A 25,179-nucleotide genomic window follows, 5' to 3' on the forward strand; every position below is an offset into this window, starting at 1 on the left:
TTCAAATATAAAAGCCGTCATTTCGAATTGCTCAAAATGACAGCTTTGTTTTTGTATTATTTTTCGTCGTCACCGAGATATGTTTCAACAATAAACCTCGGACGGCGCTTTGCTTCAAGGTAAATTTTGCCGATATACTCTCCGATAATGCCTATAGCCAAAAGCTGCAAACCACCCAGCGCCCAGATTGAGCACAGCGTACTTGCCCAACCGCTTACAGTCCAGCCGGCAAAGAAAGCGATAATCGAGTAAATTACCATAATCAGGCTGATTAAAAAGATGATTAGTCCGGCCCAAGTGATGATTCTTATCGGCTGAATACTGAGCGAGGTAATGCCTTCCCACGCGAGTGCGAGCATCTTTTTAAGCGGATATTTACTCTCTCCGGCGAGCCTTTCGGAACGCTCATAGGTTACGATATCGGATTTGTAGCCGATAAGCGGAACCATACCTCTGAGGAAAATATTTGTCTCTTTATACAGCGAAAAAGCTTCAAGCGCTCTTTTGCTCATAAGCCTAAAATCAGCGTGGTTAAAGATAACCTTTGCTCCCATATGGTTGAGGATTTTGTAGAAGCCTTCAGCGGTAAAGCGCTTAAAGAAGGTGTCTGTCTCTCTTTTTGACCTTACGCCGTATACAACGTCGCAGCCGTCCTCGTACTTTGCGACCATCTCGTCAAAAACGTTGATGTCATCCTGCAAATCGGCGTCGATTGAAATTACAGCGTCAGCCTTGTCCTTTAAGGTCATAAGTCCGCACAAAAGCGCGTTTTGATGACCTCTGTTGCGGCTGAGCTTAATTCCCTGAAATACAGGATTTTCACTGTGGAGCTCAGAAATAATCTGCCATGTTCTGTCCTTTGAGCCGTCATCGATAAAGACAATCTTGCTGTCAAAGGTAATTTTATGCTCACTCATCATCGTATTATATTTATTGAGCAGTTTTTCAGCGGAATCCCTTAAAACTTCTTCTTCATTGTAGCAGGGGATAGCCAGGTAAAGCTTTGTCATATTCTCACCTTCAAACTAAAATATACATTTATAATATTATTTTTTTAATTAAATGTCAAGAAATCGCGCATTATATTAAGTTTTTTGTAAAAAATCCTGCTTAAATACAAAAATACCCTTGTAAAGATTTTTGGTTTGTATTATAATAAAAACGAGAATATAATCCTTTGGAGGTATAAATATGTCACAGAAATCTATTGCGGTACTTACAAGCGGCGGCGACGCCCCCGGTATGAACGCGGCTGTCAGAGCAGTTGTACGTTCGGGCATTAATATGGGTATGAAGGTTTACGGCGTTTACCGCGGCTATAACGGATTGTTGAACGGCGATGTAAAAGAGATGAATCTCAGGTCGGTTTCCGAGATTATCGGCAACGGCGGAACAATGCTTTATACCGCCAGAAGCGAGGAGTTCAAGAAGAAAGAGGCTCAGGAGCGTGCGGCTGACTACTGCAGAAGTATGGGTATCAGCGGCGTTGTTGTAATCGGCGGCGACGGCTCGTTCAGAGGAGCTCAGGCTCTTACAAATGCCGGTATTAACTGCATCGGCGTTCCCGGCACTATTGATAATGATATTGCCTGCTCGGAGTACACAGTTGGTTTTGATACAGCTATGAACACCGCCATTGATATGGTTGACCGTATCCGCGACACCGCTCAGTCACACGACCGCTGCTCAATCGTAGAGGTTATGGGCAGACGCTGCGGCGATATCGCTTTGCAGACAGGTATTTCCGCAGGCGCAACGGCAATTCTCGTTCCCGAGGTTGAGTTTAATATCGAGAAGGACGTAATTTCCAGAATTATCAATACACAAAAAACAGGTAAAAAGCACTTTATTATTGTTGTTGCGGAGGGTGTTGGAAAGGTTAACGATCTTGCTAAGTACATCGAGCAGCGCCTTGGTATTGAGGCGAGAGCTACAATCCTAGGACATGTTCAGCGCGGCGGTACTCCTACAGTTCGCGACAGAGTTGTTGCAAGCCAGATGGGCTATAAGGCTGTTGAACTTCTTAATCAAGGATTTGGCAACCGCGTTGTAGTTATGAGAGACGGCAAGATTACCGACCTTGATATCGACGAGGCTCTCAGTATGGAGCGCGTATTTGATATGGAGCTTTACAAGGTTGCAATGACAATCTCTATTTAATCTAATATTTATTTTGCTTTTAAGGGCGGACGGTGTTCGCCCTTAATTTTTCCGGAAAGGAATTATAATATGCTTTCAGATGTACAAAGACTTTCTAAGGGTATGATTATATATTCGGCTCTTGTGGCGGATTTCGAAAAGCTTGATTTTAAAAACGACGCTTTGGCAGGAGTGAGGGCTAACTATTTTAACTCTCACCACTATCCTCAGTCCGAAAAAACCGACGTTGAAGTTGACAACCGCACACTAAACCTATCTTATACAATGAGGGAAGGTGAGGCGCTGCTGTGGAAGGTTACGAGCAATAACAGCCCGTATCAGACAGTAAAGCGTATTTCTGACGAGGTTTACTGCGTTTTGACTTACGGCGGCAACGGCGTTGTTTATAAAAGGCTTTATTTTGATAACTTCCATAACTGGCTTGCCACGGAATATTATGATAATCTTAGGGAAAACGCGCTTTTGGCTACCGTTAAGCCCGTGACAATTGACGGCGTTATCTGCATAAAATATGATAAGATTAACGCAGACGGGGAAAAGGTTACCGAATATCTTTATCCGTCGGAAAATTTGCTCAACCAAAAAAGCGTCTGCATAATCTACTCAAACTGCGGTATGATAAGGTACGATTCCACCTTTAAGCCTGCCGATATGCAAGCTGTTGAAAATCAAAACGGCGATGAAAAGGGCTTTAATTTTACTGTTGATGACTTTACAAAGCCTGCTGTAAAACCGCTTGATTTGGAAAATGCAGATTATCTCAGCGACGCGGATTATAAAACGGAAGAAATCTTTGTTGAAGAAAAGAAAGAAAACACCGGCGAATATTCCGCTTATGACAAAATAAAGAGTATTTTGTACGAGGCGCATAAAACCAATAAAAATATATTCGGTGAGGTCGCTTCATACTCTGCTCCCGATGATGAGCCTTCAGAGCAGGAAAAAGTTGAAATCGAACAGGAAATTGTCGAAGAAACAGAGCCTGAGGCTTTGATTGAGCCGGAGGAAACAGTTGAGGAAAATGCAGTGAAAACAACTGAAGAAAAAGCAGAGGAAAAGACACAAACTAAGCCCGAATACGAGGTTAAACCCGAGCCTGAGCCGGATATGGTAAAGGAGACCGACCAAGGCGAGTACTCATATTACGGCAGTCTTGATGAAAACGGTCTGAGAATAGGCAAGGGCAGAACAGTATCTCCCGACGGCATTACCGTTTACGAGGGCAGTTATAATAACGACAAGCGCGAAGGCTTCGGTGTAAGCTACTACAAGGACGGTAAGCCGAACTTTGTAGGTGATTGGGAGAACGGCTACAGAAACGGCAGAGGCGTAGGCTTCCGCCACAGCGACGGCACAATGCATGTTGGTAATTGGACTGAAAACACGCCCGACGGAGTAGGAGCAAGGTTCGATTCCGACGGCAGTTTCAGCGAGGTTTGCCCTTATTCTATGGGCACTCGCGAGGGAAAGGCAATTTCGTATGACGAAAACGGCAACGTTGTAATTACCGTTTATATCGCAGGAGAGGTTGTAGCTGAAAATGTTATTACCGATGAAGATATTTTTCCGAAACACGAATAAATAAATTAAATACGTAAAAAATAATGGCGTCGAGTGTCGACGCTATTATTTTTTGTATAAGGATGAATATTATGAAAAGATTTTTAGCGATTGCTTTTGCGTTAATTATTTCGCTTGCGGCTTTTTCAGGCTGCAACGCAGGAAAAAATACCGCTTCCACGGTATCCGAAGCGGCTTCAAATGTCGTTTCGGGAGCTGACAAGGTTGTAAACGACGCAGGCGACGGACTTAAAAAGGCAGGCTCAGCCGTTGATGATAACGCCGAGAAGATGAAGAACAACGGCGAAGTAAGCGACGGAGACGGAGTTATCGGCAACGAGGGCAGTATGGTGGAGCACGAGGTTGAAACTCAGGACACTACCGATTCGGTTTCCGAAAGCGATATGAGTAGTAACTGAGCCGTGTTGCCGAAAGAAATGCAGGGGCGTATTCATAACACCCCTGCATTTTTATATCGCTTTTTTCAATTCGGTACGTAGTTCTCTTATAATTTTTTTTTCGAGCCTTGATATGTATGACTGAGAAATACCGAGCTTGTCGGCAACTTCTTTCTGAGTGTGTTCTTTTTTGCCGTTCAGCCCGAACCGAAGCTCCATAATCTTACATTCTCTGTCCTTTAGATTGGATATAGCGTGGAGCACGAGGTGTTTATCGACCTCGTTTTCAAGATTTATGTTTATTTCGTCCGCTTCCGAGCCGAGAATATCGCAGAGCAGCAGCTCGTTGCCGTCATAGTCGGTGTTGAGCGGCTCGTCGATTGATATTTCATTTTTAAGCTGAGAAGCTTTTCTGAGGAACATCAAAATTTCATTCTCAATACAGCGTGAAGCGTAGGTTGCGAGCTTTATGTTCTTTTCGGGAGAAAAGGTGTTTACTGCCTTGATAAGCCCGATTGTGCCAATCGAAATTAAATCCTCTGTTCCTGCGCTCGGTGATTCAAACTTCTTCGCTATATACACAACAAGCCTGAGATTGTGGACAATCAACAGCTCTCTTGCACTGTCGTCGCCGTCGGAAATCCGCTTCATAACGCTCTGTTCCTCGGCTTTGCTCAGCGGCGGGGGAAGGGTATCGCTTCCGTTTATGTAAAAAACCTCGTTGAAATTAAGCAAAATCATTTTAATTTTAAGTATTATTCTAAGCATCATATAACCTCGCAATTCTTTATCAGCTCATATGGCACAATCGCCTTTATCTCGCTTTTTATTATGTTTTCGCATATTCCTATGTAGACATTTTGAATGTTTTTTCCGTTTATTAATACGCTATCGGGCTTATAACCCTTCAAAATTCCCTTTCCGCCGAGCGAATTAAACGGAATAATTCTAATTTTGCTGTTGTCAAAAGACAAATTATCAACCAGCTCTTTTTCCGCGATAATCACATAATCTGACGAGAAAGGCTCTTTTACGGTACATCCCGTGTCGGCAACGGCGCGGAATTCTGTTTTCATACCGTTCGTTACTATACTAACATCACAGACTGCTTTGGATAAATCACCCTTTGTAAGTCTTTTGAACAGCCATAGAATATAGTAGCAAATCAGGGTAAGAATAATTAAGAGAACAGGGGAGATATCAAAGTAAACAACGTCATTGTAAATTGCCATCCCCTTTGGCTTAAACGCGGTATAAATAAAAATCATAATTCCGCAAAAGAAAAATGATATTCCTAAATACACCGCAACTCTCTTAATGTAATTCTTGATTTCCGTTTTACCGAACGCGAAAAAGACTATCACAGCGGCAAAGAGTATATCAATTATAATATTAAGCCCGGCAGGAATTTTCGGCAAAAGCGCCGTGAGACTGAGTATTCCGCCGATAAAGCTGCCCAAAATTATCCTTATCAGCTTCGCGCGGATATTGAGGAACTTTTTAACGCATAAAAGCAGGAAAAAGTCTGTAAAAATATTAACAGTCACAAGCACATCCACATAAACAGTTTTCACACAATCACCGTTATTATTATCGCACAGGAATGTAATAATAAATGTCAAAAAAAGTACAGGAGGAAAAATATGCTGATTGGTATAATCATCGGAACATTTATAGGCGGATTTTTGGGCGTAGCGCTTATGAGTATGCTGTTTTACAGCAGAGATTAGCAAAAACGGCATAATAAAACACGCAGGGAGCACAAAACTCTCTGCGTGTTGTCGTTTTAAATGATACTTATTATTTAAGGTTTCTTTCGCCAAGGAAGAGCACCGCCAACATTCCCGAGCCAACGTGCGAGCCGATTACCGGGCCGAGTTCGCAAATCTCAACGTTCTTGCAAAGTCCCTTAATCGCCTTTTTAAGCTCTTTTGCGCCTTCAAGGTTATCAGCGTGGGCGACAAACGCGGTTTCCTTCTTCATATTTTTGCTGTCGCGCTTGAATTTTTCAACCAGAGTTGGGATAACGTTGCTTTTTCCTCTGATTTTGCCGACGTTTACAAGCTTGCCTGTCTCGTCAACGCTGATAAGCGGCTTAATCTGCAAAGCCTTGCCGAAGGTTGCGGCAACGGAGGAAATTCTTCCGCCTTTTTTGAGAAGGTCAAGGTCGTCTACGACAAACCAGTGACCGATAGTCTGCTTTATTTCATCAATATAATTTGCTACATCCTCAAGCGATTCGCCTGCGGCATACTTTTTGCCGGCGTGATATACAAGATATCCGAGTCCTGCGGAGTCGCAGCAGGAGTCGATAACGACAATCTTTCTGTTGGGATATTTCTCCAAAAGCTCCTCTACGGCAATTTTGCAGGTATTGATTGTACCGCTGAGTCCGCTCGGAATACCTGTGTAAAGAATATCCTTGCCTGCCTTAAGGTAAGGTTCAAAGGCGTTTTTGAAGCCCTCAATATTAATCTGAGTTGTCTTGGGAACAACGCCGTCCTTGATATGGCCGTAAAATTCCTCAAGGCTCATCATTCTGCAATCGGGGTAGTGAAGGTAGTAATTTCCGTCTATCTCAAACTCCATAGGAATAACCCTGACGCCGATTTCGCTGACGAGCTTTTCGGTCAAGTCGCATGAAGCGTCGGTCATAAATACATAATTCATAAATCTTACTCCTTTCGTAACGATACTATTTTATCATCATTAAATATAAAAGTCAATGAATACATTGTGGTCATTCTGCATAGATATTTGGTGTGGAGGAATGAGTATGGATTGCAGATTTTCCGACCTGAGACGCAAGGAAGTTATCAGCGAAGTGGATGGTGTGAAAATTGGCTATATTGATGACCTCATATTGGATAAAAATAGTGCAAAAGTTGTAGCTTTTGTAATATTTGGTCGATTTTTCTTATTTGGAATATTCGGAAAACGCGAAGATTATATTATTCCGTGGGAGAAAATAAGGCTAATTGGAGAGGACGCCGTCATAATTTCGTGCCACAAGCCGAAACCCCAAAAAAAGCCCAAAAAACGGCTGTTTTTCAGGGAAAATTGAAATTTTTTAAGTTTTTCAACTTTCGGCAGAATAAACATCAAAAAGAATTTAGTTTTGTGTAAAGTGCACAAGTTATAATTTCGTAAAGCAATTAAAAATCGAGTTGTAACAAAAGGGTAACAAAGGTTACAGGCGATTTTGAGCAGTCGGACTTGCAATTTGACAAATTATGTGTTTTAATACACTTGAAATTGTGTGTTTGATAAAATTTTACGACTAAAGACGTTGCGCATTTCAACCAAAGCACATCGCGAATATACTTTTTTATTATATACGCGTGTGTGATTTGCGCAGTAACCAAGGGAGGACAAATTTTTGAGAACTTCAAACCTTAAACACTACGGAAGTGATGACAAGGCTGTTAAGCCGGTTAAAGTAAAAAAAGGCGTAAAACTCTTTTCAGCAATCTCCGCTGTAGTTATTACTGCCGCAATTCTTATTATCCCCACAACAACCTTGGCACCCAATGTTGACGCTTACGAGGACAGCAAGGCTGCTTCCATGGCAGTAGGAAACGCAGACCAGTTTTCTGCAGTAATCACAAACAACTGTGTAGAGGTAACTTTGCCTGTAGCTACTGAGCCTCAGACAACCGTAGCACCGACAACCGCAAAACCCGAGGAATCCTCTAAGGAGGAAAAGAAAGAAGAAAAGAAAGCCGAAACTCAGCCTAAGACCGAGGCAAAAGAGGAAGAGACTTCTTCAAAGGAAGAGTCAAGCATCGAGGAGTCGTCAGAGTCTGAAACATCAGAGACTTCCGAGAGCACTTCAAACGGTTCGGTCGGCGGATTAAGCCTTTCTTCTTACGACAGAGCTAAGCTCGAAAGACTTGTAATGGGCGAGGCAGGCTCCACAGGCTATTACGGAGCTTCACTTGTAGCGCAGTGCATCAGAGACGCTATGGTTCGTTCAAATACTACTTCTATAGATGAAATTATTTCTGACTATGGTTACTACGGTTCAACAGCAACCGAGCCTAACTCAGCTGTAAAGGAAGCTGTTTCCTTTATCTTTGACCAGGGCGGTTCCGCTGTTAACCACAGAATCATTGTTTTCTACATCGGACAGAGCGCTTGGCACGAAACTCAGAACTTCGTTACCGAGTATTGCGGAATGAGATTCTTTGATCTCAACGAGTAATTAAGTATTTAATTTAATTAGCTTAAAGAAATCAAGTGTTATGAAAAAGCACTTGATTTTTTTATTTTTTATGGTATAATATATAAGCATTTCGCACGCCTATGCCTGCCGGCAAGGTGACTGCGCTTTTTTGTGCAGGTATTTATCCCGGCAAAAACCAAGGCATGGCGGAGGTTTTAACCTAAGGAGGAAATAAAAATGGCAGTAGTTTCTATGAAACAACTCCTGGAGGCCGGCGTACACTTCGGTCACCAGACAAGAAGATGGAACCCTAAGATGGCGGAGTACATCTTCACAGAACGTAACGGTATCTACATCATCGACCTTCAGAAGAGCGTTAAAAAGCTCGAGGAAGCTTACAACTTTGTTCGTGAGATTTCCGCAGAAGGCAAGAACGTACTCTTTGTAGGTACTAAGAAGCAGGCTCAGGATTCCATTAAGGAAGAGGCAGAGCGTGCAGGCGCTTACTATGTAAACGCAAGATGGCTGGGCGGTATGCTCACAAACTTCGCTACTATCCGCAGAAGAATTGCTCGTCTTAAGCAGCTCAGAGCTATGCAGGAGGACGGCACATTTGATCTCCTTCCTAAGAAGGAAGTTATCAAGCTTAACCTTGAGATTGAAAAGCTCGAGAAGTTTATGGGCGGTATCAAGGATATGACAGAGATGCCCGGCGCACTCTTCATTGTTGACCCCAGAAAAGAAAGAATTGCCGTTTCAGAGGCAAAGAAGCTCAACATCCCGATTGTTGCTATTGTTGATACAAACTGCGATCCCGATGAAATCGACTACGTAATCCCCGGCAACGACGACGCTATCCGCGCGGTTAAGCTTATCGCAGGCGCTATGGCTAACGCTGTAATCGAGGGTAAAGAAGGACAGATGGGCGCAGCCGCTGCTGAGGATACAGCAGAGGAAGCTCCTGCCCAGGAATAATTAAATACTACTATCACTATTTGAAAGGATGTTTTCATAATGGCAGCATTTACAGCTCAGGATGTAAAAGCACTCAGAGAAAAAACAGGCTGCGGCATGATGGATTGCAAAAAGGCACTCGTTCAGGCTGACGGCGATATGGACAAGGCTATTGACTTTTTGAGAGAGCAGGGCCTTGCTAAGCAGGCTAAAAAGGCAAGCAGAATCGCTGCCGAGGGCGTTGCTTACGCTACTACAAGCGACGACAACTCGGTTGGTGTTGTAATCGAAGTTAATGCAGAGACAGACTTCGTTGCAAAGAACGACTCATTTATGGAGTTTGTTAAGGCTTGCGCAGCTACAGTAATCGAGCAGAACCCCGCTGACGTTGAGGCTCTTCTCGCACTTCAGGCTACAGGCTCAGACAAGACTGTTGCAGAGCTTCTCCAGGAGAAGGTTCTTACAATCGGTGAGAACATTCAGATTCGCCGTTTTGAGCGTATGGAAGGCGCTTGCGTTGCTTATGTTCACGCAGGCGGCAAGATCGGCGTTCTCGTAAACTTCAACACAGACCTCACTGCAAAGCCCGAGTTCGTTGCTTACGGCAAGGACGTTGCAATGCAGATTGCAGCTCTTAACACTCCTTACCTCACAAGAGACGACGTACCCGCTGAGGTTATTGACCACGAAAAAGAGGTTATGCGTCAGCAGGTTATCAACGAGGGTAAGCCCGAGGCTATCGCTGATAAGATTGTAATGGGTAAGATTAACAAGTACTACAAGGAGAATTGCCTTGTAGACCAGGAGTTCGTTAAGGATAACAAGCTCACTGTTGCTCAGTATACAAAGAACACAGCCAAGGAACTTGGCGGCAACATCGACATCGTTAAATTCGTTCGCTTTGAAAAGGGCGAGGGAATCGAAAAGAGACAGGATGATTTCGCTGCAGAAGTTGCTTCAATGGTAAAATAATTTTATCCAGGATTAATCGTGCGATAAAGCCGTTTGGTTTTATCGCACTTTTTTTCTGCAATTTGTTATGGTTTTGTTGCAGTCTGTTTGTTATAATTGCTTTAGAAAAGTTAAAAATCAATCCGATATGTAAAATTCGGTTATTTTTAACGAAAAATACGTGACAATAGAAAAGATATGTATTATAATTAAAGAGTATTAGCAATTTATCAAAGAGAAAGGAAGATTAACGTGAACGACATTATCAGCAAAATCAGACAAAATGTAACTTTGTACCCTGACTTTACAATAATTGTGGATCAGGGAGAGAATAATTATTTTACATACGGCGCATTCGACGCTTACGCGCGTAAAATTGCCGCCAAGCTAAGTAAAATGGGCGTTAAAAACCGCGACTTTGTTACAATTGAGCTTCCGCGCAACAAGGAATATATCGCCGCGATGTATGCGGTATGGATGGTTGGCGCGGCTTTTGCGCCGCTATCACCGACATATCCTGAGGAGCGTTTGGAGTATATACGCGGTAACTGCGGTGCTAAGGCGGTTATCAACGATAAGTTTTTGCGTGGAATTGAAAACGAAACTCCTTTGCAGGAACTCGCTGTTCCAAACCCCGAAGATCCTTCACTTTTGATTTATACCTCGGGCTCAACAGGAAAGCCCAAGGGCGTGCTCCATTCGCACGCGAGCATTACCGATTCGGTTATGCGCTACGTTAGTTATGCGGATACCCCCGAAGGCGCTCACGCGGCTTTAGGCGCACCGTTTACCTTTGTTGCGTCAGTTCAAGGTGTTTTCGCGCCTCTCTGCGCCCGTATAATTGCGTATTTAATGCCGTTTGAAGCAATGCGCGATCCCGTATTGCTTGCTGAGTATGTAGAGGAAAATCAAATTAACCGTACCTTTATCAGCCCTAAAATGCTTAAGGTGTTTAAGCAAAAGGGCGATTGCCTGCGCACTGTCTTTACAGGAAGCGAGCGAGTATCCAATACCGCCAGCGATGAATTTGATATTTATGTAATGTACGGACAGACCGAATCCGCAGGCGCTGTTCTCGCGTTTAAGATAGACAAGCCGTACGAAAACACTCCGATTGGTAAGCCTATCGGTGATGTACGCACATATATTCTCGACGAAAACGGAAACGAGGCTGACGAAGGAGAGCTCTGCCTTGCAGGTATCTTTGCCGACGGCTATGTAGGCTTGCCCGACCAAACCGCTAAAACCTTTGTCGATAATCCCTTTATGGAGCAGGACGGCTTTGCAAAGCTGCTTAAAACAGGCGATATTGTCAAAAAGGGCGAGGACGGCAATATTATCTACCTCAACCGCAAGGACTGGATGGTAAAAATCAACGGTCAGCGTGTTGAGCCCGGCGAGATTGAAGCGATTATCAAGCAGACAGACGGTATTCACGACGCGGCTCTTAAGGACTTTAAGAACCAGTACGGCCAGGTTTACCTTGTGGCTTATTATGTTGAGAGTTCGCCCATAAATCCCGACGAGCTTAAAGCCGATATCGCGCAAAAGCTTCCTTCATATATGATTCCTGCTTTCTTCGTAAAGCTCGACAAGCTTCCTGTTAACCAAAATGGCAAGCTTGACAGAAACGCGCTTGCAGCTCCCGAGGCAGGCAGCTTCAAGAACGAATATATCGCGCCTGAAACCGATATGCAGAAGGTTCTCTGCTCAGCGTTTGAGGACATTCTCGGCGTAGAGAATGTCGGCGTTGACGATGATTTCTTCGCTCTCGGCGGCGATTCGATTAAGTGCGCCATGGTATCGGAGAAGTGCGGAGTTTATAAGATTACCACTGCCGATATCTTCTCAGGCAAAACTCCGAGGATGATTGAGCGCCTGCTTATTCAGAAGGCGAGCAGAAAAGAGCGCGTAAAGAAGGAGAAAAAGGCGAGAGTTTATCCGCTTACACCGTCCGAGCGCGGAATGTACCTTGAGCAGAAGATTAACGAAAACTCAACGGTTTACAACCTCAACATCGCCGCGATTATCAAGGGCTCGGATTTAGAGACTATTAAAAAATCCCTGACAGCCGTATTTAAGGCGCACGAGGCGTTTACCTCTTATTACGGAGAGGAAAACGGACTGCCCGTCCGCATTTTGACCGATAAAACGCCCGAAATTGCTGAGAAAACCGCTTCTTCACGCGAGGAAGTTATTAAAATAATCGACGAATACGCAGTACCGTTTAATCTTAATACGGCAATTCCCGTTCGTCCGACTCTTTACTCTGTAGCCGACGGCAGCGTGATTTTGCATATGGCAATTCACCACATTGCCTTTGACGGCGGTTCGGCAAAGACCTTTGTTCAGGAGCTTATTGACGGCTTGAACGGCAAAGAAGTAACCGCTTCGGAAATTGATTTGTCAGATTTGTACGACGACAGCCTTAATGCTAAGTACGAGAGCGGTATGGATTTCTACCACGAGCTGTTTGCCGACGGTGTTCCTGTTAACGAAATGCCTGTAAAGGGTAAGCGCCCGAAGGTGCATCCGCTTTCCGACAGGGAGATTACATTTGACTATAACAACGATGAACTAAAAAAAATAGACAACACCGCACGCTTTTTCAGCGTTACCGAGTTTGAGCTTATCTTCTCGGCGGTTTCAATGGTGCTCGGAAAATACACCGCTTCCGAGGACGTAGTGCTCGGAATTCCGACAAATATGCGCCCGGCAGACGCCGACAACGTAATCGGTATGTTTGTAAATACCGCTCCGGTTCGCGTTAAACCTCAGAGAACAGCTTCGCTTAGCGACTATTTGCAGTCGGTAAGCACCGCTGTTCGCAACGCAACCTACGGCGCATATCTGCCGTTTGAGGATGTTGTCGCTGAATTTGTTAAACAGCGTGACGAATCTCGCAATCCGATGTTTGATGTGAGCGTAAACTTTATGTGGAATCCGCCTGCGTACGACAAGGACGGCTTGAGTGTTGAGCTTTATTCTCCGCTTCAAAAAATGAGCCGCGACATCGGCATTGTTATCCGCAAGGGAGCAAAGGGACTTCATTTTATGGTTCAGTACTCCTCAGAGCTCCTTGAGGACGCTGTTGTTGAGAACTTTATCGGTCAGCTCAAGCACACCTTAAGTCTGCTTGGCGGCAACACAAAGACCGTCCGCGACGCTCTGGCTTTGCCTGAGGAGCAGAAGGCGGTTCTCGACGGCTTTAAGACCGAGGCAAAGGCTGAACTCAGCGAAACACTCTTACATAAAATGTTTGAGCGCAGTGCGGCAGAAAACGCTGACAAGACTGCGTTAATCGCCAAGGATGCTGCCTTAACATACCGCGAGCTCAACGAAAAAGCGAATATTGTCGCTAACAACCTGATTGACAGAGGAATTAAAACTGGCGACAGCGTAGCGCTCTTGCTTCCGAGAGAAAGCTGTTTCTTTGCTTGTCTGTTCGGAGTTAACAAGGCAGGCGCGGCGTTTATTCCGTGCGATCCTCAGTATCCTGCCGACAGAATTAACCATATCATCGCTGACAGCGAGGCTTCATTCATTATCACTACAAGCGACAAGCTCGCTGATTATCCCGCGGAAAAGGCGATTGACGTTGCTGATATTATTATCGGCAACAAGACCGATAACCCTGATGTTGAAATGAGCGACCGCGAGCTTAGCTATATGATTTACACCTCCGGTTCAACAGGCAAGCCCAAAGGCGTTATGCTCCATCACAGGGGTATCTGCAACTACCTCACTCCGCACCCTGCTAACTCGCATATTTACTATCTTAAAAATAATGTAACTACATATCTATCAGTAACAACTGTTTCGTTCGATATGTCGTTTAAGGAGCACACAGCGTCGTTCTGCAACGGCAAAACACTTGTCTTTGCCGCCGAGGATGAGATGAACGATCCGCGCGCACTTGCCGAGCTGATGGACAAATACAGCGTTGACTGTATCAACGCAACTCCGTCGCGTTTACAGCAGTATATGGACTATGAGCCGTTTAAGAACGCTCTTGCAAAGTGCAAGCTCGTTATGTCAGGCGGTGAGGGCTATCCGATTTCACTTCGCGACGATATTAAGAAGTGCTCGTCAGACATAAAGATTGTCAACACCTACGGCCCAACCGAGATTACCGTATCATGTAACGCGGCCGATTTGACCGACGCCGAGTATGTAACCGTCGGCAGACCGCTCCTTAACTACAATGAAATTATTGTCGATAAATTCGGTGATACATCGCCGTACGGCGTAATCGGCGAGCTGTATATCGGCGGTATCGGCGTTGCCAAGGGCTACAAGAACCTGCCCGAAAAGACCGCCGCGGCGTTTGTTGAGTACGATAACGCGCGTATGTACCGCTCGGGCGACTACGCAAAGTGGGATAAGAACGGAATGGTTCATATTCTCGGCAGACTTGACAACCAGGTTAAGCTTAGAGGTCTGCGCATTGAGCTCGGTGAAATTGAGGGCTTAATCGCCGCACAGCCGGGTATCAAGAAGGTTACGGTAATTATCCGCAAGCTCAACGGTCAGGACAACCTCTGCGCTTACTTTACCGCAGATAAGGAGATTGTCATCGACGAGCTTCGCGACGAGCTGAAAAAGCACCTCACTCATTATATGGTGCCGACCGCTTATCTACAGCTTAACGAAATGCCCATGACCGCGAACGGCAAAACCGACGTTAAGCTTTTGCCCGATCCCGTACCTGTAAGTCTCGGAGAGTTTGTTGCTCCTGCCAACGCTACTGAGGAATTCTTCTGCGAATCGTTTAAGAAGGCTCTTAAGCTCGACCGCGTAGGCGCAACCGACGACTTCTTCGAAATCGGCGGAACATCGCTGATCGTTACCTCGGTAGTGCTCGACGCTTCCGAAAACGGCTTTGAGATTACCTACGGCGATGTATTTAAGTACACCACTCCGCGCGCCTTGGCTGAATTGTTCAAGGACGGCGAGGTTAACGATACAAACAAGCTGTTTGATTTTGACGATTACGACTATACAAAGATTAATGAGCTCCTCTCCAAAAACACCGTTGAAGCGTTCCAGTCTGAGCCGCTCCGCGACCTCGGCAACGTTATGATTACCGGTGCGACCGGCTATATGGGCGCTCACCTGCTTGCGGAATTCCTTAAACGCGAAAGCGGTAAGGCTTACTGTATGATTCGTAAGGGCAAGTTTGATACCGCACGCGAGCGTTTGGAAAACATTATGTTCTACTACTTCGGAACAGATTTGGAGGATGAATTTAACGAGCGCGTTGAGGTATTAAACGGCGACGTTACTGACTATAAGTACTTTGAACCATTTGAAAGCCTGCCGGTTAACACCGTGTTCAACTGTGCAGCTAACGTTAAGCACTTCTCAAACGGCACCGACATTGAGGATATCAACGTAGGAGGTGCGGTTAACTCCATCAAGTTGTGCGAAAAAATCGGCGCAAGGCTGATTCACTTCTCGACCGTTTCGGTATCCGGTACTACGGACGATATGGAAAAGCTCAGTAGGGCTGACCTTGACGAGCAGTCGCTGTACTTCGGTCAGACGCTCGACAACAAATACACCTCGTCAAAGCTTATGGGCGAGAGGAAGGTTCTCGAAGCCGCGGCTGAGGGCTTGGACGCTAAGGTTATCCGTGTAGGTACGCTTGCCGCGCGTGAGTCTGACGGCGAATTCCAGATTAACTTCCTCACCAACAACTTTATGGGCAGACTGCGCAGCTACAGCCTGCTTGGCTGCTTCCCGTACGCTATGATTGAAAATCAGGTTTGTATGGGCCCGATTGACCGCTCCTGCGAAGCATTCCTAAAGCTTGCAAAAACGCCGCAGGCATGCTGTGTATTCAACGCGGTTAACAACCACACCCTGCCGCTCGGTGATATTATTCGTCAGATGAACAAGAGCGGAAACAACATTGAATTTGTTGAGTACGATGTATTTGCCGAGGCGCTCAATGAGGCGCAGAAGGATCCCGACAAGGCGGCTATTCTTTCGAGTATGACGGCGTATATGAACACCGCCCACGGCAAAAAGATTGTAGCGCTTCCGTGCAGAGCTCACTATACAACACAAATCCTCGCGCGTATGGGTTTCTTCTGGAACGCGAGCAACGAAAAATACGTTAACGACTTTATTAACGTTCTCCGCGGATTCCTGTTCTTCCGCAAGGATAACCTCAAACGATAAGAAGGGTATGGAAAATGAAACGAAACGGTACACTTCTGAATAAAAAATACCGAAGTCTGTTGGTGGCTACACTGGCGATGACGGCTTCAACCTATCTTTCCAGTATCTTGGACGGCATTATGGTCGGTCAAATACTCGGAACGGTGCAGTTGTACGCCATCAACCTGACTACTTCAATTGTATTTCTGCGTAGTATTCCGATTGCGATGTTTACCTTCGGCGGCAACACGCTTTCGGTCATTCACAAAAGTAAGCGTGACCAAAAATCCGCCGACGCGGTGTTTACACTGTCGTTTTGGGCAGGAATACTCTCAACGGTTTTAATTTCAATAGTCGGCATCGCCACAATGGTACCGACTGCCCAGATTTTGGCTCAGGGCAAAGAGGAACTCGTCGGACTGGTAATAGATTACCTCCTGCCGCTTTGGATACTCACTCCGCTTGTGGCAGTTGTAAACCAGACAGCGGCTTACGCCAGAACCGACGGCTTGCGTAAGCTGGCAACGGCGCTTCCGATTGTCGCTAATATAATCAACCTGATTTGCGACTACATTTATATGGCGATTTTCGGCTGGGGAGTTGCCGGAGCAGGCTGGGCGACGGTTACAGGCTATGTCGTAGGAACTTTACTTACTCTGATTTACTTCAAGTCGGCAAAGCGCACGGTTCACTTTACAAAGGAAGCGCTTAAAAAGCTGAAAATGCTCGGAAAGATTTTCAGCGTTGGACTTCCCTCGGCACTTATCTATGTGTGCAACTTCCTGCGATTGTTCTTTACAAACGCGATTATCCTATCGTTCACGGGAGTTATGGGCGGTAAAATCGCATCGGTTTCATTCTCGCTGAACAGCCTCGCGTTTATATTGGTAGAAGGCGCTTCAATGACTTTGCTTCCGATTCTCGGCGCATTGTACGGCGAAAAGGACGCGAACGGTCAGCGGATAACTCTGCGGTATGGTATGATTGTCACCGTTGCGCTGTCGGTATTCGTGCTGATAGTATCTGAGCTGTTTCCTGTTCAGCTTGCCGCGCTATACGGACTTAACGACGCGGCTACTGCCGATATTTTTGCGGTCACCTTCCGCATATTCTCAATAAACATCCCGATACTCGCGGTAATTTACGTAATGCGAACGTTTTTCCAGGCGACGAAACAACGTGGACTTGCCAACTTGCTTGTAATGCTCGACGGAGTTCTCACAATCGTTCCGCTTATGTATTGGTTCGCTCATTACGATATTTACTGGCTGTGGATGTCCTTCCCGGTTTCAAAGGCTGTCACCGTACTAATAACCTTGATTGCCATGGTAATCAGTAAAAAAATACAAAATAAAAAGAACATTCTCGGTATCGAGGAAGAGGATGGCGTTATGTACGACTTCTCTATTAAGAACGAGATTCCCGAGGCTATCCGCGCGTCCGAGGAGGCTATGAAATTCTGTAAGGAGCAGAATGTTCCCGAAAATACCGTCAACGCTATCGGAGTTACCCTTGAGGAGCTTTGTCATAATATCGCGACTTATTCAAAAAATAAAGGCAACGGCGCCGTTGATGTGTGTGTGCGTGTAATGCCGGACAAGGTTAATGTCCGTCTGCGCGACAACGGTGCTGAATTTGACCCCACCGATTACATTGACAACAGCGGAAAGCGCATTACAGGCTTGGAGCTTGTAAGAATGTTAAGCTCATCTATTAATTACAACCGTGTTTTGGGCTTTAACGTCACTAATGTTGCCGTAAGTTATTAGCAGGGTGGTGAGCGGTATACTAAATAATAAAAAAATATCAAATCAATCAAAATACACAAGAGATTTACTCCGCTCAGCCGAACAGCGCATTAACTTTATCTATTTAATGCTGATGATTGCGCTTGAGGCAGCTGCGCTGATTTATATTTTGCTAAACGATTGGGATGATACACGGTTTTATTTTGGGCTTAGAGCAGGTTTTATACTTTTGCCGGGTATTATCATCAACGTAGTTTTCAGAAAAAAAAGCTATCCGTGGATAAAATATGTAGATAATTTTCTGATAATGGTAGCGATTTTCTTCCTTTGCGGATTTAACGAGCTGGGAGCGTTTCTGTTTATCCTCTTGCCAATTATAAACAGCTTTTATCTGCGTCCGCGTTTTACCGCTGTTACCGGACTGCTGTGCTTGCTTATGATGTACATCTGCTTTATGTCGGTAGCGGAATCGATGTTCGATGACAACGGACGAATTGTTTACAACTTTTTTTCAATGTTTCGGACAGCGTTCAACTTTGCGGATGAAAATATTGTTTCGTTACTTCAGAACCGAAGCTTTTTATTGATTGCCGCGTTTGCGTTGATAATAGTTTCTGTGTATTTATCGTTCAACAGCAGGAGTTTTACAATCAAGCAGGGCGAGCTGATGAACAAAAACCTCTCTAACGAGGCGGAGCTTAATGTTGCACGCAATATTCAAGAGGGTATTTTGTCGAGGGATTTTCCCGACAACAATTCCTACGGAGTTTATGCCGATATGACTACCGCGACTGAGGTCGGCGGAGACTTTTACGACTATTTTCTGATTGACGAAACGCATTTGGCGATTGTGATTGGCGACGTTTCAGGTCACGGAATGGCTGCGGCTATGTTTATGACTTTGGCAAAAACGCTGATTAAGGTTTACGCTCAATCGCATAACTTTACCGATAAGGTGTTTGAGCAAACAAACCGCTATTTGCAGCAGTCAAATCCCGCAAAGTTTTTTGTTACAAGCTGGCTTGGCTATATCGACCTGACAACAGGAGTTTTGTCGTTCTCAAACGCAGGACATAATTACCCCGTAATTATCCGCAAGGACGGTAAAGCCGAGTTTTTGGTTGAAAAACCAAACTTTGTCCTCGGCAGAAAAAAGCTGGTACGGTATATGGAAAACCGTACAAAGCTTAATCCGGGAGATAAGCTTGTGCTTTATACCGACGGCGTTACCGAGGCGCAGTCGCCTGACGAGAAGTTTTACGGCGACGACAGGCTGATTGAAGTTATCGACACTAATAAAGAGCAAAACCAAAAGGATTTGGTTAACTCCATTCGCAAGTCGGTAAAAGAGTTTGAAAACGGCAAAGAACACCAAGACGACGTAACTATTTTGGCGCTTTCGTTCAAGGATTATCTAAAGGTTACGCCGCCTGACAGCAAAACATTTTTCCTCACAAAAGAGACATTTGACAGCGTTACGGACTACATTTGCGAACGATGTGCCGAAGCAGGCTGCGACGGTCAGACTGTGAGCAATATTTCTATCGCAACGTCCGAAATTCTCGCTAACATTGAATCCTATGCCTACGAAAACGGCGGTGAGCTAGAAATTTTGACCAAGTGCCGTGACCGCAGAATGACGATAATGTTTAAGGATAAGGGCAAGCCGTTCAATCCGCTTCTTGTTCAGGAGCCCGACATCACTTTGCCGCTTTCCGAGCGCAGCCCGGGCGGTTTGGGTATATTCATTGTGAAAAAGCTGATGAGCGATACCGGCTACGCATATTTGGACGGTCACAATGTCCTGACGTTGGAAATGGATTTCTAAGGAGGTTGTATGAAGGATACAAAAATAATTATCGCAGGCGATCTTCTCCCGATGCCTTGTAATTATGAATTGTTTAGAGCAGGGGATGTTAAGACGCTGTTCGGAGAAAAGCTCTGCACGCTGTTTGGTTCAGCGGATTACAGAATATGTAACTTTGAAGGTTGTTTTACCGACAGCGACACGCCGATTGAAAAAATCGGCCCGAGTATAAAAGCTCCTGTCGATACTATCAAGGCTATAAAAAACCTCGGTATTGATTACGCGACTCTCGGCAATACCCATTCGATGGACTACGGAAAGCAGGGGTATCTTGACACCTGCAAAACTCTGTCTGAAAATAACATAGGGTATTTCGGCTGGGGCGATAATTCAAAGTCTGTCAAGAGCTATGCCGAGATTGACGACGGCGGAAGAAAAATCATTCTATATAATGTCACCGAGCAATTTGAGAACGCTCCGCGTGAGGATTTTCCGGGGGTTAATCTTTACGACGAATACCGCGTTTGCCGTGAGCTAAAGGAGCTCAAAGAGCAGAGCGACTTTTTGATTGTGTTTTATCACGGCGGTATTGAGGGCACGCATTATAACAGTGAAAAAATGCGCACTCGGTTTCACCGCATGGCGGACAACGGCGCAGATGTTGTAATTTCACAGCATACGCATGCAATCGGTGAAGAAGAACGATATAATAATTCATATTTTCTGTATGGTCAGGGTAATTTCTGCTTCCATTTCCGTGATGATGTTACGCCGCTTTTGGCAGAAGGCTTGGTACTGGAGCTTGACATTACCGATAACGGCTTTACTGCAAAGCCTCACCGTATTTTGCGTACGGAAAAGGGTTGCTTATATGACGAGCAACAAGACCTAAGCGAGTTTTACGCACGAAGCAAGGTTCATGATAAACTGCTTGAGGAAGATAAAACCGCAAAAGCGGAATTTGAAGAACAGTTCGGTAAAGACTGCGCAAACTGGACTAATATGTTTTTCTGGGCTTTACGCGGAATAAATCCCGCGGATTCCGAAAAGCGAAAAGAGTTAAGTCCGAAGGAATTAATCGAATACTTGAAAAATTCCTACACACGTGAACAGCTTCTCGGAATTCAGATGTTTATGCGAAACGAGGAGTTTAATGAAGTCGGCAATCAAATCCTCAGCGATTTGCTGAAAGAAAAAGATACAAAGGAGAATACACAATGACAATCAACGTTTATGAAGAAAACGGAGCGCCTGTAATCGCTCCCGAGGGAAAAATCGATCACGTAACCGTGGAAGAATTCGAGAGCAAAATCAACGAGCTTGGATCAAAAAACGACTCCTTGACGCTTGATATGGCAGGTGTTGAGTATGTGAGTTCAGCCGCGCTGAGAGCAATTTTGAATGCCAATGATTTGCTTGAGGATAAAAACGGGCTTGTTTTGAAAAACGTAAATAAAAAAGTTATGGAGATTTTCAACATCACAGGCTTTGCCGATTACCTTAACATCCGATAATTTTTTTACTTGCGAAAATGGCAATTATTTGTTATAATTAGTCATACGATTGAGCCAAATAGGCGAAATGCTTCACTTCTATGGTGAATAATTCTAATATGGAATTTTGAGCCTCCGCTTAAACGGAGGCTCTTGTTTTTATGAAGCGTGATGACAATGAAAACGAAAAGTATGTCACAATTTGATAAAATGACAAAAACTCCTGTGTCAAGACTGATTATAAAGCTGTCTATACCTGCGATTATCAGTATGATGGTCACTAACGTTTATAATCTTGTCGACACGGCGTTTGTCGGTCAGCTCGGAAATTCCGCAAGCGGAGCAGTCGGAATTGTTTTCGGGTTTATGGCAGTTTTGCAGGCGATAGGCTTTATGTTCGGCAACGGCTCGGGTAGTATAATTTCACGGCTTCTCGGCGCAAAGAACACGGAACAGGCTTCAAAAATCGCTTCAACCGGTTTCTTTTTCACGTTATTATTCGGCGCTGTGGTCGCAATTATCAGCGCCTTTGTACTTAAACCTCTTGTAATGCTCCTTGGCAGTACCGAAACAATTTCGCCATATGCTCAAACGTATATCAGCTATATTTTGGTAGCCGCACCGTTTATAACCGCAAGCTTTACTATGAATAATCTATTACGCTATGAGGGCAAGGCTACGCTCGGTATGATTGGCTTGATTGTGGGAGCGGTATTGAATATTGCAGGCGATCCGATACTGATGTTCGGCTTAAATATGGGTATTGCAGGCGCAGGCTTATCGACTTGTATTTCTCAAATTGTTGGATTCTTCGTGTTACTTTCGATGTTCCTGCTTCATAAAACCCAGTGCAGGTTGTCAGTTAAGCTGATTGTGCCGAAGTTTTTGCCTGAGATTATTGGTACAGGCTTGCCGAGCTTGCTCAGACAGGGACTTAATTCGCTGAGCACGGTTGTACTCAACAACTGCGCGGCAGTGTACGGCGACGCGGCTGTTGCGGCTATGAGCATAGTGTCGCGCGTAATCTTTTTCACGTTCTCGTTTGCGCTCGGAGTAGGGCAGGGCTTTCAGCCGGTTTGCGGCTTTAACTACGGTGCGAAAAAGTACGACAGGCTTAAAACTGCATTTTATTTCTCTGTTATGCTGGCGGAGATTATAGTTGTTGTTATATCTGTTGGACTAATCCTTTTCCCGGGAGAGATTGTAAGAATTTTCCGTGATGATAATACGGTTATGGAAATCGGCAGCAGGGCGCTTGTTTTGCAGGGGATTGCCCAACTGTTCCTTCCGTTTTGTATGATAACCGAAATGGCGTTGCAAAGCGTAGGCAAAAAGCTCGGCGCTTCGGTACTTTCAACGCTGAGAAACGGTCTTTTCTTTATTCCGCTGTTGCTTATACTTTCAAACGTTCGCGGACTGAGCGGAATTCAGGAGGCGCAGCCGCTCACGGTAACTTTGGCGGTTATTCCGTCGGCAATTTTAGCGGTAAGATTTTTCCGTAAACTTCCGAAGAACACCGAACAAAGCAGGGGAGAAGCTGAAAATGAGCGATAATTATACATATATTCTCAAATGCGCCGACGGTTCGCTTTACTGCGGATGGACTAACAATCTTGAAAAGCGGCTTTCGGCTCATAATGCCGGCACGGCTTCAAAATATACCCGTACACGCAGACCGGTCGAGCTTGCATACTTTGAGCAATTCGAAACAAAGCAGGAAGCCATGAGCCGTGAATACCATATTAAAAGGCTGACAAGAGAAGAAAAACTGAAGCTTATTGGTATGTTTGAACATAAATAAAAATATTTTTGTTTATAACTTGCTTATTTGAAATTTATGTGTTATAATACTTCAGGTGATTGGGGATAAACGTTTTATCTTTCAAATCATTATAGTATAATATATGGAGACGTATCGAAGTGGTCATAACGGGACTGACTCGAAATCAGTTGTGCCTCCGGGCACCGTGGGTTCGAATCCCACCGTCTCCGCCAAAAAAGGAAACGCCCAAAAGGGCGTTTTTCTTTTTTTGTACTTCCTTTTTCATAGCGTTTATGTTACAAAAATGTATAATATCTATAAAGTAGTGAGTTTATTATGTCTGACAGAAAAAAGTTTGTATTTTTGACCATCTTCATTTTGGCGGCTTTGTTGTTTGCTTTTGTGTATATCAGCATCAATGGCAGTCACTTAACACTCCATACTCATGTATTTTTGGGAAAAGATGAACTGCCGAAATATGAATATACATTCGACAACGAGAACGTTGTAAAGCTAACTGATGCCCGTATGGAAAAAGGTGAACTTGTTTTTGAGTTTGATTCTCTTAATCAAGGCGAGACTACCTTTAATTTTACATACGATTTTAACGGTGAAGATTATATGCAATCTGAAACGCAAATGACGGTTGGCATTTTTAATATTTTGATATACAACTCATTAGGCGAGGTCTCCTTTAACGGCTATATGGTGTTTGTATATGCCATTGTTGTATCGTTCTTTGCCATAATGGTTGTTATGTTATGGATTTTTGCGGAACATAATAAAAAAGGTGATTTTTCGCACACCATGATTGCCTGCGGAGGTATCGGAATTTATACAGCGGTTTTGTTCCTTTACATAACATATAAGATTATCAACAATTCAGTCGTTTCAATACCCCGGTTGGCTTCGCTGATTAAAGAAACAGGAGGCGTTTTGCTCATCGGACTGACTCCGATTATGTTGTTTATGTCTGTTATGCTTGCTGTCAGCAATATTTGGCTGATACGCCATGAGGGACGCCGTCCCGTTAACACGCTCGGCATTATATTCGCTGTACTTTGGGGCGTAGGAATGACATTCACCCTCGGTGGAACTATTTTCCTATGGAATATTCCGAATTCTATCTTTATTTGGTTACTGATGATTTATATTGTCGCGTATTTTGAATGTATGTTCATTTCAACGGTTGCATGTACAATTTTAGCGACAAGATTTACTCCGTCGCTTGACCGCGACTACATTATTATTCTCGGCTGTGCAATCAGAAATGACGGAAGCCTTACTCCGCTTTTGAAGGGGCGTGTAGACAGCGCAGTTGCTTTTGAGAAAAAGCAGTTTGAGAAAACCGGCAAGCACGCGGTATTTGTACCCTCCGGCGGTCAGGGTGAAGATGAGGTGATTTCAGAAGGCGAGGCTATGGAAAACTATCTTCTCAGCGCCGGAATTCCTAAGGAGCAGATTTCACGCGAGGACAAAAGCGTTAACACAATGCAGAATATGGAGTTTTCAAAGAATATTATTGAGAAACACTCCGGCGGTATTGATAACGTGAAAATTGCCTTTGCGACTACAAATTACCACGTTTTCCGCGGATATATCCTGGCGAATAAAATCGGATTTAAGGTTCAGGGAATCTCCGCGAAAACAAAGCCGTATTTTTACCTGAATGCCTTTTTAAGAGAATTCGTTGGACTTCTCGCTGATAAAAAATGGAGCCACATCGCAATTATTTTGACGATTGCAGTAACTGTTTTTGCGATGTATTTCTTTCATATTTAATAAAAAAAGAGTACCTGCGCGGTACTCTTTTTGCATATTTAAGCTTAAGTAATGTATACTCCAAAAGATAAAAAGGCGTACCGCAAGTTACTTCGGGCAAGTATCTGCCGTCGGTATTAAACGATACACCTTTTTATAAGGATAATATAACTGATAATTCCGAAAAAATCAATACTCCTGATGAAAATAATTACAATCGTTTCATCGATACCGATTACTTTAAATGAAAAAGAG

At 44.4% G+C, this 25,179-nt stretch carries 19 protein-coding genes and 1 tRNA gene; 16 read left to right on the forward strand and 4 right to left on the reverse strand.

Translation table 11 applies throughout. The features are described 5' to 3' along the window. Window positions 1–56: 56 nt before the first annotated feature. Window positions 57–1,010 carry a glycosyltransferase family 2 protein gene (locus tag AB1I50_RS00345; RefSeq protein WP_407724242.1) on the reverse strand — a complete coding sequence of 318 codons (954 nt, stop codon included), beginning with the start codon at window positions 1,008–1,010 and terminating at the stop codon, window positions 57–59. A 181-nt stretch (window positions 1,011–1,191) separates the two neighbouring features. Between AB1I50_RS00345 and pfkA the strand changes: the two genes are divergently transcribed. The 3 genes from pfkA (at window position 1,192) to AB1I50_RS00360 (ending at window position 4,139) form a co-directional block, all read left to right on the forward strand. Continuing rightward, window positions 1,192–2,160, forward strand: coding sequence for a 6-phosphofructokinase (pfkA, locus tag AB1I50_RS00350; RefSeq protein WP_407724243.1), 969 nt, complete (start codon window positions 1,192–1,194; stop codon window positions 2,158–2,160). Between the two features lie 69 nt (window positions 2,161–2,229). Next, window positions 2,230–3,741: a hypothetical protein gene (locus AB1I50_RS00355; protein WP_407724244.1), complete on the forward strand. Its 1,512-nt coding sequence runs from the start codon at window positions 2,230–2,232 to the stop codon at window positions 3,739–3,741. Between the two features lie 71 nt (window positions 3,742–3,812). Beyond that, window positions 3,813–4,139 (forward strand): hypothetical protein, encoded by a 327-nt coding sequence (locus AB1I50_RS00360; protein ID WP_407724245.1) that lies wholly within the window; start codon window positions 3,813–3,815, stop codon window positions 4,137–4,139. A 51-nt stretch (window positions 4,140–4,190) separates the two neighbouring features. Here the strand turns inward: AB1I50_RS00360 and sigE are convergent, their stop codons facing one another. The 3 genes from sigE to AB1I50_RS00375 form a co-directional block, all read right to left on the reverse strand. Then, the gene (gene sigE, locus AB1I50_RS00365) at window positions 4,191–4,886 is read right to left on the reverse strand and encodes an RNA polymerase sporulation sigma factor SigE (protein ID WP_407725348.1); all 696 of its coding nucleotides are present in this window, start codon (window positions 4,884–4,886) and stop codon (window positions 4,191–4,193) included. Continuing rightward, window positions 4,886–5,692 carry a sigma-E processing peptidase SpoIIGA gene (locus AB1I50_RS00370; RefSeq protein WP_407724246.1) on the reverse strand — a complete coding sequence of 269 codons (807 nt, stop codon included), beginning with the start codon at window positions 5,690–5,692 and terminating at the stop codon, window positions 4,886–4,888. The genes sigE and AB1I50_RS00370 overlap by 1 nt, the downstream gene beginning before the upstream one ends. Window positions 5,693–5,918: 226 nt before the next feature. After that, window positions 5,919–6,788 carry a DegV family protein gene (locus AB1I50_RS00375; RefSeq protein WP_407724247.1) on the reverse strand — a complete coding sequence of 290 codons (870 nt, stop codon included), beginning with the start codon at window positions 6,786–6,788 and terminating at the stop codon, window positions 5,919–5,921. Window positions 6,789–6,894: 106 nt separating this feature from the next. Between AB1I50_RS00375 and AB1I50_RS00380 the strand changes: the two genes are divergently transcribed. The 13 genes from AB1I50_RS00380 (at window position 6,895) to AB1I50_RS00440 (ending at window position 24,945) form a co-directional block, all read left to right on the forward strand. Beyond that, complete coding sequence (locus AB1I50_RS00380) at window positions 6,895–7,182, forward strand: PRC-barrel domain-containing protein (RefSeq protein ID WP_407724248.1); 288 nt, start codon at window positions 6,895–6,897, stop codon at window positions 7,180–7,182. A 315-nt stretch (window positions 7,183–7,497) separates the two neighbouring features. Further along, complete coding sequence (locus AB1I50_RS00385; protein ID WP_407724249.1) at window positions 7,498–8,322, forward strand: hypothetical protein; 825 nt, start codon at window positions 7,498–7,500, stop codon at window positions 8,320–8,322. A 198-nt stretch (window positions 8,323–8,520) separates the two neighbouring features. Further along, window positions 8,521–9,258 (forward strand): 30S ribosomal protein S2, encoded by a 738-nt coding sequence (gene rpsB, locus AB1I50_RS00390; protein WP_407724250.1) that lies wholly within the window; start codon window positions 8,521–8,523, stop codon window positions 9,256–9,258. A 39-nt stretch (window positions 9,259–9,297) separates the two neighbouring features. Further along, window positions 9,298–10,209, forward strand: a complete 912-nt coding sequence (tsf, locus tag AB1I50_RS00395; protein WP_407724251.1) for a translation elongation factor Ts — start codon at window positions 9,298–9,300, stop codon at window positions 10,207–10,209. A gap of 231 nt (window positions 10,210–10,440) precedes the next feature. Continuing rightward, window positions 10,441–16,374, forward strand: a complete 5,934-nt coding sequence (locus AB1I50_RS00400; RefSeq protein ID WP_407724252.1) for a non-ribosomal peptide synthetase — start codon at window positions 10,441–10,443, stop codon at window positions 16,372–16,374. A gap of 14 nt (window positions 16,375–16,388) precedes the next feature. Beyond that, entirely contained in the window at window positions 16,389–18,122 is a 1,734-nt protein-coding gene (locus AB1I50_RS00405) for an MATE family efflux transporter (protein ID WP_407724253.1), read from the forward strand. Window positions 18,123–18,234: 112 nt separating this feature from the next. Further along, the gene (locus AB1I50_RS00410; protein WP_407724254.1) at window positions 18,235–19,929 is read left to right on the forward strand and encodes an ATP-binding SpoIIE family protein phosphatase; all 1,695 of its coding nucleotides are present in this window, start codon (window positions 18,235–18,237) and stop codon (window positions 19,927–19,929) included. Between the two features lie 9 nt (window positions 19,930–19,938). Beyond that, complete coding sequence (locus tag AB1I50_RS00415) at window positions 19,939–21,129, forward strand: CapA family protein (RefSeq protein ID WP_407724255.1); 1,191 nt, start codon at window positions 19,939–19,941, stop codon at window positions 21,127–21,129. Beyond that, the gene (locus AB1I50_RS00420) at window positions 21,126–21,422 is read left to right on the forward strand and encodes an STAS domain-containing protein (RefSeq protein WP_407724256.1); all 297 of its coding nucleotides are present in this window, start codon (window positions 21,126–21,128) and stop codon (window positions 21,420–21,422) included. Before AB1I50_RS00415 ends, AB1I50_RS00420 begins: the two co-directional genes overlap by 4 nt. A 171-nt stretch (window positions 21,423–21,593) precedes the next feature. Further along, window positions 21,594–22,955, forward strand: a complete 1,362-nt coding sequence (locus AB1I50_RS00425) for an MATE family efflux transporter (protein ID WP_407724257.1) — start codon at window positions 21,594–21,596, stop codon at window positions 22,953–22,955. After that, entirely contained in the window at window positions 22,945–23,202 is a 258-nt protein-coding gene (locus AB1I50_RS00430) for a GIY-YIG nuclease family protein (protein WP_407724258.1), read from the forward strand. Before AB1I50_RS00425 ends, AB1I50_RS00430 begins: the two co-directional genes overlap by 11 nt. Before the next feature lie 105 nt (window positions 23,203–23,307). Continuing rightward, a tRNA-Ser gene (locus AB1I50_RS00435) sits at window positions 23,308–23,396 on the forward strand. A gap of 103 nt (window positions 23,397–23,499) precedes the next feature. Then, the gene (locus AB1I50_RS00440; RefSeq protein WP_407724259.1) at window positions 23,500–24,945 is read left to right on the forward strand and encodes a YdcF family protein; all 1,446 of its coding nucleotides are present in this window, start codon (window positions 23,500–23,502) and stop codon (window positions 24,943–24,945) included. Window positions 24,946–25,179: the final 234 nt, after the last annotated feature.

The organism is Ruminococcus sp. NATIVEDY161 (assembly GCF_045819895.1).
GTDB lineage: Bacteria > Bacillota > Clostridia > Oscillospirales > Acutalibacteraceae > Ruminococcoides.